16 protein-coding genes and 1 other annotated feature are annotated in these 15,985 nt (G+C 34.1%); of the genes, 13 read left to right on the plus strand and 3 right to left on the minus strand.

Annotated elements, in window-relative coordinates; translation table 11 throughout:
• The 7 genes from EAI80_RS13400 to EAI80_RS08525 all read left to right on the plus strand — a co-directional run.
• Positions 1-246, plus strand: a 246-nt coding sequence (locus tag EAI80_RS13400; protein WP_161220311.1) for a hypothetical protein, incomplete at its 5' end; no start/stop codon positions are given.
• A complete protein-coding gene (locus tag EAI80_RS08500) occupies positions 230-718 on the plus strand; it encodes a hypothetical protein (protein WP_129981689.1) in 489 nt (162 codons plus the stop codon). The genes EAI80_RS13400 and EAI80_RS08500, both read left to right, overlap by 17 nt.
• A 12-nt stretch (positions 719-730) precedes the next feature.
• Complete coding sequence (locus tag EAI80_RS08505; protein WP_129981690.1) at positions 731-1,336, plus strand: ATP-binding cassette domain-containing protein; 606 nt, start codon at positions 731-733, stop codon at positions 1,334-1,336.
• The gene (locus tag EAI80_RS08510; RefSeq protein WP_129981691.1) at positions 1,323-1,808 is read left to right on the plus strand and encodes a hypothetical protein; all 486 of its coding nucleotides are present in this window, start codon (positions 1,323-1,325) and stop codon (positions 1,806-1,808) included. Before EAI80_RS08505 ends, EAI80_RS08510 begins: the two co-directional genes overlap by 14 nt.
• A gap of 37 nt (positions 1,809-1,845) precedes the next feature.
• Positions 1,846-2,595, plus strand: coding sequence for an HAD-IIB family hydrolase (locus EAI80_RS08515; RefSeq protein ID WP_129981692.1), 750 nt, complete (start codon positions 1,846-1,848; stop codon positions 2,593-2,595).
• Positions 2,592-3,602 (plus strand): AraC family transcriptional regulator, encoded by a 1,011-nt coding sequence (locus EAI80_RS08520; RefSeq protein WP_129981693.1) that lies wholly within the window; start codon positions 2,592-2,594, stop codon positions 3,600-3,602. Before EAI80_RS08515 ends, EAI80_RS08520 begins: the two co-directional genes overlap by 4 nt.
• 120 nt (positions 3,603-3,722) lie before the next feature.
• Positions 3,723-5,663: an FAD-dependent oxidoreductase gene (locus EAI80_RS08525; RefSeq protein ID WP_129981694.1), complete on the plus strand. Its 1,941-nt coding sequence runs from the start codon at positions 3,723-3,725 to the stop codon at positions 5,661-5,663.
• Between the two features lie 32 nt (positions 5,664-5,695).
• Here EAI80_RS08525 and EAI80_RS08530 read toward each other — a convergent pair whose 3' ends face one another.
• Positions 5,696-6,214, minus strand: coding sequence for a TetR/AcrR family transcriptional regulator (locus EAI80_RS08530; protein WP_129981695.1), 519 nt, complete (start codon positions 6,212-6,214; stop codon positions 5,696-5,698).
• A gap of 104 nt (positions 6,215-6,318) precedes the next feature.
• Complete coding sequence (locus tag EAI80_RS08535; protein ID WP_129981696.1) at positions 6,319-6,603, minus strand: hypothetical protein; 285 nt, start codon at positions 6,601-6,603, stop codon at positions 6,319-6,321.
• A gap of 149 nt (positions 6,604-6,752) precedes the next feature.
• Between EAI80_RS08535 and EAI80_RS08540 the strand changes: the two genes are divergently transcribed.
• The 6 genes from EAI80_RS08540 to EAI80_RS08560 all read left to right on the plus strand — a co-directional run bounded on the left by EAI80_RS08540 (position 6,753) and on the right by EAI80_RS08560 (position 14,829).
• Positions 6,753-8,627 (plus strand): fructose-specific PTS transporter subunit EIIC, encoded by a 1,875-nt coding sequence (locus EAI80_RS08540; RefSeq protein WP_129981697.1) that lies wholly within the window; start codon positions 6,753-6,755, stop codon positions 8,625-8,627.
• Positions 8,628-8,865: 238 nt separating this feature from the next.
• Positions 8,866-9,012: a hypothetical protein gene (locus EAI80_RS13405; RefSeq protein ID WP_161220312.1), complete on the plus strand. Its 147-nt coding sequence runs from the start codon at positions 8,866-8,868 to the stop codon at positions 9,010-9,012.
• 9 nt (positions 9,013-9,021) lie between these two features.
• Positions 9,022-9,969, plus strand: a complete 948-nt coding sequence (locus EAI80_RS08545; protein ID WP_129981698.1) for a hypothetical protein — start codon at positions 9,022-9,024, stop codon at positions 9,967-9,969.
• A 147-nt stretch (positions 9,970-10,116) separates the two neighbouring features.
• Positions 10,117-10,351, plus strand: a binding site (T-box leader).
• 73 nt (positions 10,352-10,424) lie between these two features.
• The gene (locus EAI80_RS08550; protein ID WP_129981699.1) at positions 10,425-12,131 is read left to right on the plus strand and encodes a carbon starvation protein A; all 1,707 of its coding nucleotides are present in this window, start codon (positions 10,425-10,427) and stop codon (positions 12,129-12,131) included.
• 496 nt (positions 12,132-12,627) lie between these two features.
• The gene (locus EAI80_RS08555; protein ID WP_129981700.1) at positions 12,628-13,788 is read left to right on the plus strand and encodes an MFS transporter; all 1,161 of its coding nucleotides are present in this window, start codon (positions 12,628-12,630) and stop codon (positions 13,786-13,788) included.
• Positions 13,789-13,956: 168 nt separating this feature from the next.
• The gene (locus EAI80_RS08560) at positions 13,957-14,829 is read left to right on the plus strand and encodes a PTS transporter subunit EIIC (protein WP_238634523.1); all 873 of its coding nucleotides are present in this window, start codon (positions 13,957-13,959) and stop codon (positions 14,827-14,829) included.
• 52 nt (positions 14,830-14,881) lie between these two features.
• On the opposite strand, the gene EAI80_RS08565 is transcribed toward EAI80_RS08560, so the two are convergent.
• Positions 14,882-15,985, minus strand: a 1,104-nt coding sequence (locus tag EAI80_RS08565) for an IS66 family transposase (RefSeq protein ID WP_129981701.1), incomplete at its 5' end; no start/stop codon positions are given.

Consider the following 15,985-nt stretch of genomic DNA (forward strand, 5'->3'; position numbering starts at 1 on the left):
CTTGTATCTCTTGTTCTTTATATTGGTGCATCAGTTTTATCTCATACATTCTATAATACATCAGGAAGTTTGCTTGCCACATTGGCTTATTTCCATAATATCATAAATATTCTTACTCCAAGCATTATTAAAAGTCCTGTTTTAAATAACAATCCTTATCTCTTCTATATTGGTACGGCATTACTCTATTATCTTTTGTCATCTATTCTTTTTGGAATGAGGGATTATCATGACTCCACTACTTAAACTTGTTAAGAAACAGGACACTATTTCACTTATTATTTTGATTCTTCTTATTCCTGTAGTCACAAGATTAAATGGGAGTGTTAATTTCATTTATATTCTTCTTACAAGTAATTATATTACCTTGATTCTAAATATTGCATGTCTTGTATTGATGTATAAGAAGATCATGATCATCAATGGGATTAATCATACTTTAATTACACGTAAGGGCTATAAGAATACAAAACATAATATTTATGCCTTTATGATCATGACTACACTTCTTTTCTTAGCTATTCTCTATGGCTTCTTATTTCTTGTATATGGTATCTCTCAAATGAGTATCAAGCTACTATTGATGTTAGTTATTTATACATTGTTATTTCTATTTGAGATATCCATTATTTACTTGCAGTTCAATAGAAAATCAAATATTCTCTATATCGCTTTACCTATCATTATCAATCTTGCTTATCATTACATGTTCTTCTAGGAGGAAATAAAGATGTTGAAAGTCAATCATATTAAAAAGAGCTTTAAACAAAACACTGTATTAGAAGATATCAATCTAGAAATAAATAAAGGAGAATGTCTCTATATACATGGAAAGAATGGATGTGGTAAATCTACACTCTTTAAGATCATCTGCGATATTATTCAAACTGATTCAGGCACTATTAAAAAGAAGCCTGATACATATATAGGTGCACTTATAGAAAATCCAGGATTTATTGAAAACGAATCTTTAAAATTCAATCTTGAGTTTCTTGCTTCTATCAATCATCACTATAATGAAGAAAGAATAAGAGAACTATGTCATATGTACTCATTAGATTATGATAGTTCTTCCACACTTAAGAATTATTCTGTAGGTATGAGACAAAAAGCAGGTATTATTCAAGCAGTGATGGAAGATCAGAACCTTATTTTCTTTGATGAACCAACAAGAGGCTTGGATGAAGAGAGTATTATCGTATTTGAGAATATGGTCAATACACTAGTAGAAAGTGGTAAAAGTATAGTGATTGCATCACATGACCGCTTAGCACGTGTGAACTATACTCATACCTATTTACTAGAAGAGGGGAAGCTTCAAAGTGAAGACTATTAAGAACTATGTTTCTCTCTTCATTCTATTTCTTATATGTAAAGAAGCATTTCATATCAACTTTATTGATTATGCAGATATCAAATACTTCTTTCCTCAAAGACCTATTTATATTGTTTTCTCACTTCTAGTTAATTACTTGTATTTAAAAATAGTGTTCGACTGTATCTTCCAATATATAGAAATAGATACATTCTCAATCATCAGAATGGGAAGAAAGAAGTATCATACAACGATGTTCAAAAAAATAGTGGATACACTTGTTGTATTTGTTTTGTTTTCTATTCTCACTGATTTCTTTTTCTATGATATTTGTATCTTAGGACTTATAGGAATAGTCTGTATTGAAATAGTTGTAGGACTATGTATGTCTTTATTCTATAAAAGATTAGGTTCTCATACGTTCATGATTACATTTATACTTATCGTTTTTACTAAATATCTCATTACTTTGGCTTCAGGAATTATGTCTTGAAGCCTTTTGTGTTATTATAGTCTCTAGGAGGTGTTCTATGAAACTCATATTTTGTGATATGGATGGTTCATTACTGAATCACTATAAAAAAATCTCACCACGAACACTAGAAACACTCATCAAACTACAAGAGAAGGGAATAGGTGTGATTCTCTCTAGTGGTAGACATATTAATAGTCTAAAGAAGTATGGCAATATGCTTCATTTTGAAAAATTTCCAATGAGTGGCTATTCCTGCATCAATGGCCAAAGCTATCATGATCATTTAGGTAATAAGATATTTGAACATGAACGTTTAAACTATGACGATTATCTAAAAATAAGAAAATATGCGAAAGATCATCATTATGGCTTTATCGTATATATAAAGAATAAAAGAATCATGTTTCACTATAACGAATCATTACTTGTTCGATTACTACATCTTCATAAACCAATACACGTTGATACAATCTTTGATAAGTTTGTCTTTTATGGATGTCCTTCTTTTGACACACAAGGATTAGATTATACATGTTCTTTAGTTGATCCTTATTGGCTTGAAATAGGACCAAAAGGTGTGGATAAAGGAACAATGTTAGAAAGAATTGCAGAGTATCACCACATAGATTTAAATGATACAATTGCTTTTGGAAATGGTGAAAATGATCTTCCTATGCTTATTAAAGCGGGAACAGGTGTCGCAATGGGTAATGCATTTAAACATGTGAAAGAACAATCCGATGCAGTATGTGATGATTGTGATTGTGATGGAATAGGTAAATATCTGGAGGAATTACTATTATGATGAATATGACAAGTTATTATGATTTTTCAGGACAGAAGTTTGGTTATCCTCTCTCTTTAAGTATCAACAGTTTTGATCGTCATATCTTTTCTAGACAAAATAGTTTAGAGCTCTCTTATGTCTTGCAGGGAGAATATCAGATAGTGACAGAGAAGTTTACTTCTAAGTTATCTAAAGGTGAACTTGTGATGATTGCCCCTGGAGATATACATTTAATCTCTCATAAGAAAGACGGAGTGATTCTTACAATACATATAGATTTTGATCGTATGACTACTGCAATGAGTGGGAATAGTAATGAGGCTTTTTCTACAATGATTGTCACAAATCAGGCCTATGATCAATTAAAAAATAAGATATCAGGAATCCTCAAACTTATTAGACAGGAAAACTATAACCTATATACTTTGAATGCCTATATGATGGATATCCTCTCTATTGCTTCTCGGGTCTCTTTCTCTATGTCTTCTTTACCTTTACAGGATGAAGCCCATAAGAACTATATGCAGGCTATTTTATATATAGACTCACACTATAATGAAAATCTTACTTTAGGTGATGTGGCAGATACACTTTCATTTAGCTTAAGTTATACGTCTAAACTCTTTAAGAAGTTTACTGGTATTACTTTTATTAAATACTTAAACAGTGTACGTATTCGTGCTTCTCTAGAAGATCTGTTAGAAGGAATAAAGAATATATCAGAGATATCAGATGAATGTGGTATGCCTAATTCTAAGGCTTATACAGAAGCGTTTAAAGAGATCTATGGTATATCACCTAGCAATTATAGAAAACGTTTTAAGAAGAATTTTGCGCCTACTGTAGAAAAAGAAATGAAACTTCATGACTTTGATAGTATACTAGAAGACTTTATTAATGAAGAAGAAACAGTCTATGAAGATGAAAAGTGTAAGATTACTTTAAATGCAGAACATATTAAACTAGAAACAGAAGAAGAGATTAAAATATCAAACAAAGGTAAGCGTATACAAATTGTTTTATAACAGTCATATATTGTCTTCTTATAACTACAAGAAGGCAAAATATGACTGTTTTTATATATGTGCATGATTTTTTATTCACAAGAGGAGTGCTATAATGGTGACGAAAGAGAGGATATATCAATGAAGGAATTTTCACATTTATTTTCACCTATTAAAGTCGGTGAAACAGTCGTAAAAAACAGAGTTTTTATGCCTCCTATCAGTACAAACTTAGCTGATAAAGGTTATGTAACTGATGCGCTTGTTGCACATTATGCAGCACGTGCAAAGGGTGGTGTTGGTTTAATCGTTACTGAAGTCACTACCGTAGAACCAACATATATCTATTTACCAGGAGATATGTCTATTCATGATGATAGCTTTATTCCTGGATGGAAAAAATTAACTGAAGCTGTACATCAGTATGATTGTAAGATCTTACCACAGTTATTCCACCCAGCTTATATGGCTTTCCCAATTCCTGGTACACCAAGATTAATCGCACCAAGTAATGTAGGACCATATTATGCAAAAGAAGCACCACGTTCAGTTACTAAAGAAGAATTAAAGGTTATTATTAAACAGTTTGGTGAAGCAGCTTTAAGAGTAAAGACTGCAGGAGCTGATGGTGTTGAAATCCATGCAGCACATGCGCATGGTTTATTAGGTGGTTTCTTATCTCCTTTATATAATAAGAGAACAGATGAATACGGAGGAGATATCTCTTGTAGATTAAGACTTACTTTAGAAGTCATTGAAGAAGTACGTAAGATGTGTGGTAAGGACTTTATCATTGATGTACGTATTTCTGGTGATGAATATACTGATGGTGGTTTAAACATCAATGATATGATCTATGTTTCTAAGACATTAGAAAAAGCAGGTGTTGATATGCTTCATGTTTCTGGTGGTACAACTATTGCGAGAGGAAGTTCTATTCCAGCACCAGGTACTAAGATGGGTTCACATGCTTTATTAAGTGAAGAAATCAAGAAGCATGTATCTATTCCAGTGGCAACAGTAGGACGTATTACTGAACCTTGGATTGCAGATGAACTTATTGCGAATGATAAAGCAGATATCTGTATGATGGGTCGTGCTAACTTATGTGATGCAGAATTTGTGAACAAAGCAATGGATGGTCATGTAGAAGATATTAGACCATGTATTGGATGTTTACGCTGTTTAACAGGCATCATGTTTGGTAAACGTGTATCTTGTACAATCAATCCATCATTAGAAATTGAAAATGAAGATACAATTAAAGAAGCAGAAGAAAAGAAGAATATTCTTGTCATTGGTAGTGGACCAGCTGGTATGGAAGCTGCATTCGTGGCTCATAAGAGAGGTCATCATGTTGTATTATGCGAAAAGGATGATAAGTTAGGTGGAGAAATGAACTTAGCTGCAGTTCCTATTGCAAAACAGGATTTAACACTCGTTATCAAGTATATGGCTCATAAACTTGAAGGTGTGGATGTAAGATTAAATACAGAAGTGACATTAGAGATGTTGAAGAATGAATTTAAGGATTATGAAGTCATTGCTGGTACTGGTGCATCTCCAATCGTTATTAATCCATTTACTCAGTTTAAATCATGGATGACAGCTGATGATGTACTTGCAGGTAGAGCATTCCCAGGTCGTAAGATCGTTATTATTGGTGGTGGATCAGTAGGATGTGAAACAGCTGATTACTTAGCACCATTAATTAATGACTTATTCCCTAGAAATAGAGATGTCACTATTTTAGAAATGGCAAACGGAGTCATGATGAATGAATCAGGACCGGGCAGAAGCTTACTTGTAAGAAGAATGATGGAAAAAGGTGTCAAAATCATTACAAGTGCTAAGGTAGATTCAGTGACTGAAACTGAAATCAACTATACACAAGACGATGTGACTCATACTATTAAGGATGCAGATACACTTATCTTTGCGGCTGGTTATAAGAAGAACCCAGCAGTAGAAGAAATGTTGGAAGAAAGTGGTCTTAACTACCATATGATTGGCGATGCCCATGAAATTGGAAATATTAAGACAGCTATTACAGAAGCATATAACCTAACAAAAGATCTATAAGACAAAGACCCTCTCGTTTGAGAGGGTTTTTATTATTTGTGATATACAAATGTTTTAATGATTGTTTGTAGTTCTTGTTTAGATTCCTTCTTATCACCATTGAGCCATCCCATCATGATATAGTGGAGGGGTGTTAAGAGAGAAATTATGAAATATTTACAGTACTTCTCAATAAATGGATTATCAAATTCACGAAGAGAGACTTCATCTAGAATACGCTGCTTCTCCTTTGATAAAAAATCCTGGTAATACCACTTCTCTAATGTAATGAATATGGTTGCATGCGCTTCATAGACATCAATTACTTTCATAATAAAATCATCAGACTCTATATAGTCTTTGTCTTCTATTCTATCTAGATAAGTATATTTAAATAGATTAAAATATATTTCTTTTAAAACATCATCCTTAGAACGATAATGGAGATAAAATGCCTGCCTCGACACATCAGCATTATGACATATCTTTCCTATTGTCAGATCTTCATAATCACTCTCCTTTAGTAATTCCACAGTGCTTTCATAAAGTCTTTTTTTCGCTTCTTTTTTCATATCGTGATCCGCCTTTAATTCAATTTTACCTTATTTTAAGGCAATAAAAAAGCATCAGCTCTTTTGGAGTTGAAACTTTTCGCTTTATATGTCAAATTTGACATTTATTTGTTTTGAAAAGCTCTATCATCTATCTCTATCACATTCCAAAACAAAGCATATCCATCTTTACCGCCACTATTAGCCCAGGCACTTTCTTTGTGTATTTCTCCTCGAGGACTCCAGTCATATTCATCATCAACACAAGATTCTATATCAATATTCATAGAATTAAAGCTCTTAGAAGCACTCTCATACAATGCCTTCACTGCTTCAGCGTGTGTTTGAAATAGTCCTTCTATTTCAATATTTTCTCCATTTTCATTGTCTCCATAAATGACTGCATACATAGTAACACCTTCTTTCTTCTTTCATTATAGTTCTTTTACTTGTAACTGTTAAATAATAAGAAAAGTAATTTCTTATAAACATAATATTACTGTACTTATTTACACAAAATTATGCTAGAATGCATGTATATCATAACTAGGAGAAGAATATGAAAATAACAGATTTGATGAGTAAAGAAGCCATCAAGATTCATGGACATGCCTCTAGCAAGATGGATGCAATTGAACAAATGGTATCTTTAATGTATAGACAGGGTAATGTCTCTGATAAAGAAGTATATAAAGAAGCAGTTATAGAAAGAGAAAATCTTTCTACTACAGGTATGGTAGATGGTATTGCGATTCCTCATGCAAGAACAAATGCGATTACTCAAGCAGGTATTGCGGCAATGACACTACCTGAGGGTGTAGATTATGAGTCTATGGATGGGCAGCCTACGACTCTTATTTTCTTGATTGGGGCACCGGATAATGGCGAAAATTTACATTTACAGGTATTAAGTGAATTATCTACATTACTTATGGATCATGATTTCTGTGAAGATTTAAAGAATGCAGGAACACCTGAAGAATTCTTATCTATTATTGATTTAGCACAAAGTGCTAAACATGAAGCAGAAACAGTAGAACATCCAGAAGTCTTAGCAGTCACTGCCTGCCCTACAGGAATTGCACATACTTATATGGCTGCAGAAGCATTAGAAAAGAAAGCTAAAGAAATGGGTGTATCTATTAAAGTAGAAACACAGGGTTCAGTAGGGGTTAAGAATGAACTCACTCAAGAAGATATAGAAAACGCAAAGGGTGTTATTATTGCGGCTGATAAGAATATCTCTTTAAACCGTTTTAATGGTTTACCACTTTATAGTTGTCCTGTGGCAAGAGGGATTGATGAACCAGAAAAGCTTATTCAGATTATCTTAAATCAACGAGTACCAGTCTATAAGGGTGAAAAAATAAAAGTAGAAAATAATCAGGAAAAGGGATGGCGTATTCCTTATAAACATTTAATGAATGGTTTCTCTCATGCTTTACCTATTCTAGTGGCTGCAGGGTTTATGAGTGTATTTGCACTTGGTTTTACATTTCTTGAACATACACAGTACTTTGATATTTTGAATGTACTTGGAAATATTCTCTATTTATTTGTTTTACCTGTATTTTCAGGCTATATTGCGATGAGTATTGCGGATCGTCCAGCCTTAGGACCAGGACTAGTATGTGGTTATATTGCCTATAGTGGTTTTTCATTAAATTGGACTTATAACCCATATGACGCTCTAGCAAACTCATCAGGCTTCTTAGGAGCTATAGTAGGAGGTTTTCTTGCTGGATACTTAGTGCTTGCAGTAAAAAGATTGTTTAAGAATATTCCTGATATGTTTGATGGTATTAAACCAGTTTTACTTTATCCAGTATTAGGTATACTTGCATCTGGTATAGCGATGATAGTACTTAATACATATTTAGTTAAGTGTCATACACTCATTATCGATCATCTCTATGATCTGCCTCTTATTTCAGTCGTTATTATTGGTGCATCACTTGGTGCGATGATGTCTATTGATATGGGTGGACCTATTAATAAGTTTGCTTATCTATTTGCGAATGCTTTAGTCTTTACTCAAGCCCCTAATTCAGATGTGATCATGGCTGCTGTAATGGGTGCTGGTATGATTCCACCTCTTGCGATTGGTTTCTCTACACTTATATTTAAGGAAAGATGGACTAAAGAAGAAAGAGGTACTACTTTAAAGAATATTATTATGGGCTTATCATTTGTATCAGAAGGGGCCATTCCTTTTATGAAGAAGGATCAAAAGCACATCCTGCCTGCATGCATCTTAGGTTCATTTATTACAGGCGCACTATCTGCATACTATAAATGTGGTATAAAGGTACCTCATGGTGGTATCTGGGTGATCTATCTCATGACTAATCCATTTAAGTATGTCATAGCACTTCTAGCTGGTACAATTGTAGCAGGTCTTATTATTACATTTACACACAAGTCTGAGAATTAACTCAGGCTTTTTTGACGTAAAAAAAGAGGCGCCTTGGCACCTCCCGCGATTGCAGGCTTCACGAGTATCTGCAATCTAATCACAAAAGTAATATAAAACTATATGGCACAGTAAGTCAATTATTATGAAAAAGAAAAAGCACAAAAGTTTAGATGGACACAAGAAAAATTTTACATTTTACGTTTCTCATGGAGGTATAAGTAAAAACTTTATATAATTAAATAAATGAGGTGAAGCAATGAATAAATTATTACTATTGCATGAATTACTTAATATGGTAAATAAAGACAAGTGGGCTGAAATATATAATACAGACCATTATTTCAATATAAAACTATATGATTATAATTCTTTAGAGGATTATCAAGAAGCAATAGAAGATTAAGGTGATACTATGGGAAGAATATCAACACTATTTCAAACAATTAAAGATCTAAACAAAGATCGATGGGTCAGAAAATATAATTCTCATCAACGATTTTACGTTGATGTAGATTGGTATAATACTGAAGAAAACTATTTAAATGCACTACGTGATGATTGGAAATCTGAAGCAGATCCATTTGATGAATGTGATTATTATGTTGATGTAACTAAATATGATAATTTTGAAGACTATGAAAAAGCAGTTAATATATGTTTAGAACACCTTGAATGGATTGAAGAAGTATCTAGATATGGTGACTTTGATATTGATCCACAAAACTATAAAAATGAAGATACTTATCTAGATGCTCTAACAAAGAAGATAAAAGAGAAGTATGATCCTGAAAATGAATTTTATTGTATTGATCCTCTAGATTATGATTCACCTGATGAATATTTTTATGAAATAAGTGAAAGAATACATTGGTTAGAACTATATGATCCAAATCATCAATATCCTGTTGATCCAAGTGAGTTTAGTGATGAAGAAGACTATGTAGAAGCTGTCAATGAGTGGAAAGACTATGTTGCAAGTCTTGATGCAGAATTAGATGAAGAAGTTTTAAAGTCTGATGATATGGATGATTATCGCAATAAAGCATTAAAACAAATGTCTAGAAAACGTCCAAACTCTGTTGAGTATCATTTGGATAATATAGTAGAAGTTTCTCAAGAGGGTGATGTATCTGAAGATGATAAAAAATCTTGGGAAGATAAACATAATTTCTATAATTCATTTAGTTCAGTTGATCCTACACAGTATGATCGTGAATTAGATTATCTTGATGATTTACGTAAACAATGGAAAGAATACTATGACCCTTCTGATATGTATGATGTAGATCCAAAGGATTATGATAATGAAGAGGAGTATATGGAAGCTATTAAACAATATATTAAATCCAAGTATAGGTAATATTTCTCTATGTATATTTGTTATACTACGATATATAACATACGCTTACATTTATGATAAACATAAAACATATAAATAAATTTGCTTTTTTCGAAATAAACTGTTGACAAATGAAAATATCAGACTATTATATAAACATACATACGAAACAGAGCGATGAACAAGATACGATTTCTAATCCGCTTCCTATAGAGAGCATCCAGTTGGTGGAAAGGATGCAGGTAATGATTATGGGACCATCCCTTGTGAGCTGTTTTCTTGAAAATAATAGTAAAGAAATCCGTAATTTCTGCGTTAAAGAAATAGCATTCATGGGATGTGAAGTGGTGATGTAAATCACAATCTAAGTGGTACCGCGGAAACGAAGGTTTTCGTCTTAGGCAGGTCATTCTAAGACGAAAGCCTTTTTTATATCTGTTTTATATGTATAAAGTAATTCTGGGGGGAATTTATTTATGAATGGTTTACTTTTACTTGGATTAGCAGCCCTTATCCTAGTAGTAGCCTATCTATGTTATGGTCGCTATTTAGTAAAAACTTGGGGTATTGATCCTAATGCAACAACACCTGCTGTTGCAAAAGAAGATGGCGTAGACTATGTACCAACTAATAAATGGACAGTCTTTGCTCATCAGTTCTCATCTATCGCTGGTGCTGGACCAGTTACTGGACCAGTTATGGCTATGATGTTTGGTTGGTTACCTGCATTCTTATGGGTAGTCATCGGTGGTGTATTCTTCGGTGCTGTACAGGACTTCGGTGCACTTTATGCTTCAGTTAAATCTGAAGGTAAGTCAATGGGTCAGATTATCGAAAAATACATTGGTAGAACTGGTAAGAAATTATTCTTCTTATTCTGCTGGGTCTTCACATTAATCGTTATTGCTGCTTTTGCAGACATGGTTGCTGGAACATTCAATGGTTTCAGTGCTGAAGGAGCTAAGCTTGCACCTAATGCCAGTGCTGCTTCTATCTCTATTCTTTATGTATTTGTTGCTATGGCATTTGGTTTATTATTACGTAAAGTTAACCTTGAAGGTTGGCCAAAAGTTGTACTTGGAATTGTATTAATCGTTGCAATGCTTGCAGTTGGTATCAAATTCCCAGTATATGCAACTAAACAAACTTGGATCTATTTAGTATTCGTGTATATTTTCTTTGCATCTGTTACACCAATGTGGTTATTAAAAGGTCCACGTGACTACTTAACTACATTCCTATTCATCGGTATGATTGCAGCAGCAGTTGTAGGTGTATTTATGAGTAACCCAACTGTTACTGTACCAGCGTTCACTGGATTCAAATCAGCTACAGGAAGTTACTTATTCCCAACATTATTCGTAACTATCGCTTGTGGTGCCGTATCTGGTTTCCATTCTCTTGTATCTTCAGAAACTTCTTCTAAGATGATCAAGAATGAAAAAGATATGCTTCAGGTTGGTTATGGTTCAATGTTGTTAGAATCATTACTTGCAGTATTAGTTATCGTTATCGTTGGTTCATTACCAAACTTAAAACAGACTGGTGTCTTAGATTCAGCTCTTGCTAATATGGCTTTAGCTGATACAGCTACACCTTTCACTAAGTTCTCTGCTGGTGTTACTGGCTTAGTAGCACAGCTTGGTTTACCACAGTCTTGGGGACTTTGTATCATGACTATGTTTGTTTCAGCTCTTGCATTAACTTCTCTTGATGCAGTAGCTAGAATCTCACGTATGTCTTTCCAGGAATTCTTCGAAGTAGAAGAAGGAGAAACTCCATCACAGTTAGTATCTGTCTTAACTAATAAATACGTTTCAACACTTATTTCACTCTTCTTTGGTTATTTATTAAGCTTAGGCGGATATGTTAACATCTGGCCATTATTCGGTTCAGCAAACCAGTTACTTGCTGCAATGGTATTAATCTCACTTGTTGTATTCTTAAAGGTTACTGGAAGAAAAGGTTTCATGTTATATGTACCAATGGTATTAATGTTCATTGTTACTATGACAGCTTTAGTGCAGGCTATCTATGCAATTGTAATGAAGCTATTTGTTGCTGGTGGATTTATGATTATGACAGATGGTTTACAGTTAGTTGTTGCCGTATTATTAGTCGCTCTTGGACTTATGATTACTTTCCATTCAACTGGTAAGTTAGTTAATTCAAAAGCTGAATAATTTATACTAAAGTCCCTACATCTAGGGGCTTTTTTTCATGTCTTGAAAAGTGAAAATTTAATCACGGAATAACTTTACACATACTCATATATTTATAAAAAAGGATTATATCGATATAATCATTACACTTAGGATAAACACAAATATTAGGATTGTTCAATCATAAAAACGAGAAATAATGCCAGTTTTGTAATTGTTAAAATCATAAATAACTATAATACTGTTACATATTAAAAGAAATTTACAAAAGGGTATTGACGAGTAAAAAAATGTTTCTTAAAATAGACTTGTGTCTAGAGAGCGGACACAGCAAACTGCCCTAAAGCATGTTCTATAACTAGTCATGTAGAGCATGCTGGTTCCTAGAACCGGGGCACTTTGTTTTATATATTCAGACACGATTCTTAGGAGTCGTGTGTTTTTTATTATTAAGAAAATAGTTGTCCCTCTTTTGATAAATACTATATAATACCTAAGGTTATTGAGGGAGGAAATTATGAAACGCTTACAAATGAAATACAATTGTATCCAGTTCTTATATTGGATTACTAACTGTACGATTTTTGGTTATGTAGCCATTTTCTTACAATATAAAGGCTTATCAAATACAGAAATTGGTATAGTAACTGCAATGGGAAGTATTATGATGCTTATACTTTCAGCTAATATCTCTAACTTGCCAAACAAGTATGAAGCACTCACACCACATAATGTGATCTTAGGAATCTATGCTATACTATTCGCATCATTTAGTGCTCTTTATTTTATGACACTACCTAAAGTAGTCGTCATGGTACTATATATCGCATTATTATTCCTGGTTACTTGTGTTGTTCCATTTTTATCACAATTTGCGATGGACTATGTCAAGATGGGGCATGATATTAACTTTGGACTTGCAAGAGGACTTGGTTCATTCTCTTATGCATCTAGTGCCTTTTTAATGGGTTACTTAGTAGAATGGCTTGAACCATCTGTTATCTACATTGTCTTTATTATCTCAAGTGTTCTATTTATCATTAACCTGCTTGTCCTACCACATTCTACTATTAGGAACGCATCAACAGAAAAGCCAGCCAATCCATTTGGCTTGATCACGAAATATAAGAAGTTCTTCTTATTCTTACTTGGATTTGGATTTGCGATTGCGGGTGCGACATCTTTATCTACTTACTTGATTAATATTGTTAAGAAGCTTGGTGGAGATTCATCATTCTATGGTATAGCCATCTTCTTTATGGCAGCCAGTGAAACACCATTTATGACAATGACATATCGCTTAAAGAAAAAATTTGGACCTGAAAAGCTCATTGTCTTTGGCTTAGTCATGTATATCTTTAGAAACTTCTTAATTGCTTTAGCACCTAACCTTATTGTCTTATTAATTGGTATGGTGTTCCAGGGATGTTCATATGGCTTACTATTTGCCACTTATACATATTACTGTAATGATGCCCTAGCTGAATCAGATCAGATGGCAGGTCAGACTCTTATCACAATGATGGCCAATGGTTTTGGCTTCTGTTTAGGTAATTATCTAGGTGGTGTCTTACAGGATACATTAGGACTACAAAGCATGTTGATTTTTGCGATGGTTGTTACACTTGTAGGTGCTCTTATTGGTGTATGTACATATAAGTTTATGAAGGAAGATTAGTCTTCCTTTTTTTTGCTTCAAAAAATGAGTGTTAGGGGTTACATAATGGTATTAAAATGTTATAATTACCACGTTATAAAAACATTGCTGTTCTTTGTATTCTGTAATTATTTTTGAAACAATTACTATATAATAGCAATATAGATTAGTACAGAAAAGGGGATCAATATGAGTTTTTTACAGAAATTAGGTAAGTCCCTGATGCTTCCAGTGACTATTATGCCTCTGGCTGCATTATTAAAGGGTATTGGCTATTGGATTGATCCTATTGGGTGGGGTGTCAATAATCCATTTGCGGCATTTCTTATATTATCAGGTGGTGTAGTCATAGATCATCTTCCTATCCTTTTTGCGATTGCTGTCGCAATCGGTATGACGGATAAGAAGAATGCATCGTTGTCTTTGGCAGCAGTCATCAATTATCTCATGATCACTAAAATACTCTCTCCTGAGGGCATTTCATTGATCTCGGGTTTACATATAAGCCAAGTCTCTATTGCCTTTGGTGAGACGGATAATGCGTTTATCGGGATTATGGTAGGATTGATTGTCGCCTTCTGTTATAAGAAGTTCAATCATATAGAAATACCTGGTCCTTTATCATTCTTTAGTGGTGAAAGATTCATTCCTATTATTTCAGGGATGATTACACTTTTATTTGCTGGTGTTTTTATGTATGTCTGGCCGATGCTTTATGAAACATTTATTCATTTTGGAACATGGATGGCAGGTTTAGGACCAATTAGCGCTGGTTTATATGGATTCTTTAATAGACTTCTTATACCAACAGGATTACATCATGCCCTAAATTCTGTTTTCTGGTTTAATGTTGCGGGTATTAATGATATTGGACGATTCTGGGGTACATTATCAGGAGGTATTAAAGGTGTGACTGGTACGTATCAGGCAGGATTCTATCCTGTCATGATGTTTGGTTTACCAGCAGGCGCACTGGCAATCTATCAATGTGCCTCACCTGATAAGAAAAAGAAAGTAGGCACATTGATGCTTTCAGCTGCTCTTGCATCTTTTCTAACGTAAGCGCCAAATTATATAGTGTACCTAAAAAGGACGATTAAATCGAAAATGTGATTTAATCGTCCTTTATTCCAAACTCTTCTTTTATTTGTTCACTCCATGGCATGAACCAGTCAATCTTTTCTGGATGCTGAATGATATCAATCTGAGGCATTATCTCCAATATGTATTCTATGTAATCAAAGGGACTAAGCCTATTAGCTTTAGCTGTCTCAATCAGACTGAATATTGAGGCACTTGCATCTGCTCCTTTGGTAGAAGCACTAAACAGCCAATTCTTTCGACTTACAGTGAAGGGTCTTATATTACGTTCATTCAGCGAATTTGTCATTGGAACTAGACCATCATCCAGATATACACGCAGTCCTTTCTCTAAATTCAGGGCATACTGAATTGCTTTGCCTATTTTAGAGCGTGTTAAAGACTTGTTCTGAGCATCAGCGCACCATGAAAAGAAGTCATCTACTAATGGTTTTGATTTTTCCTGGCGTATTTTGACTTTGTCTTCAGGTGGGAAAGTATCAATTTCCTTTTCTATCGCAAATAGCTTGGCTATTTTCTTAAGACCTGTATAAGCCAATGTATCTGAGGCATCTTTCATATCTGCAGGAAGTGCTTCATAGAACTTTCTTCTTGCATGTGCCCAGCAGTATGCATTGACTGCACCCTCAATATTGTTGTAGCTACCATATCCATCAGAAATGAGTGTGCCATTGAAATCCTCAAGGAACTTCTGTGGATTTTCAGCTTTTCTATCAGGCTTGTATTCAAATATTCTGATAGGCTTGCTGCTTTCCCTAATGCTTGAATATACCCACATGTATGACTTGGAGGTCGCAGGTTTACCTGGCTCATTCAATACTTGAATTGGCGTCTCGTCTGCATGAAGATATTTCTCCTCAACAAGAATTTCATGCATCCTGTTGACGATTGGAATGAAATATTCTCTGGAAGCTATGATCAGCCAGTTAGCCATCGTAGTTCTTGATAGATCAAGCCCCAGACGTTTCCATTCTGCTTCCTGTCTGTAAAGAGGCATATGATTGACGAACTTGTCAGTAATCACCTGAGATAGAACACTTGGTGATGTGAATGAATGAGGAATAACAGGTGCCGGTGTACCTGCTTTAAGCATGACAACCTTTCCTCTCTTTCGACA

Source organism: Catenibacterium sp. co_0103, from assembly GCF_004168205.1.
GTDB lineage: Bacteria > Bacillota_I > Bacilli_A > Erysipelotrichales > Coprobacillaceae > Catenibacterium > Catenibacterium mitsuoka_A.

Excerpts from the sequence above, each read along its gene's own strand:
- EAI80_RS08500 (WP_129981689.1), top strand. The coding sequence starts at position 230 with ATGACTCCACTACTTAAACTTGTTAAGAAACAGGACACTATTTCACTT.
- EAI80_RS08505 (WP_129981690.1), top strand. The coding sequence starts at position 731 with ATGTTGAAAGTCAATCATATTAAAAAGAGCTTTAAACAAAACACTGTA.
- EAI80_RS08515 (WP_129981692.1), top strand. The coding sequence starts at position 1,846 with ATGAAACTCATATTTTGTGATATGGATGGTTCATTACTGAATCACTAT.
- EAI80_RS08520 (WP_129981693.1), top strand. The coding sequence starts at position 2,592 with ATGATGAATATGACAAGTTATTATGATTTTTCAGGACAGAAGTTTGGT.
- EAI80_RS08525 (WP_129981694.1), top strand. The coding sequence starts at position 3,723 with ATGAAGGAATTTTCACATTTATTTTCACCTATTAAAGTCGGTGAAACA.
- EAI80_RS08530 (WP_129981695.1), bottom strand. The coding sequence starts at position 6,214 with ATGAAAAAAGAAGCGAAAAAAAGACTTTATGAAAGCACTGTGGAATTA.
- EAI80_RS08535 (WP_129981696.1), bottom strand. The coding sequence starts at position 6,603 with ATGTATGCAGTCATTTATGGAGACAATGAAAATGGAGAAAATATTGAA.
- EAI80_RS08540 (WP_129981697.1), top strand. The coding sequence starts at position 6,753 with ATGAAAATAACAGATTTGATGAGTAAAGAAGCCATCAAGATTCATGGA.
- EAI80_RS13405 (WP_161220312.1), top strand. The coding sequence starts at position 8,866 with ATGAATAAATTATTACTATTGCATGAATTACTTAATATGGTAAATAAA.
- EAI80_RS08545 (WP_129981698.1), top strand. The coding sequence starts at position 9,022 with ATGGGAAGAATATCAACACTATTTCAAACAATTAAAGATCTAAACAAA.
- EAI80_RS08550 (WP_129981699.1), top strand. The coding sequence starts at position 10,425 with ATGAATGGTTTACTTTTACTTGGATTAGCAGCCCTTATCCTAGTAGTA.
- EAI80_RS08555 (WP_129981700.1), top strand. The coding sequence starts at position 12,628 with ATGAAACGCTTACAAATGAAATACAATTGTATCCAGTTCTTATATTGG.
- EAI80_RS08560 (WP_238634523.1), top strand. The coding sequence starts at position 13,957 with ATGAGTTTTTTACAGAAATTAGGTAAGTCCCTGATGCTTCCAGTGACT.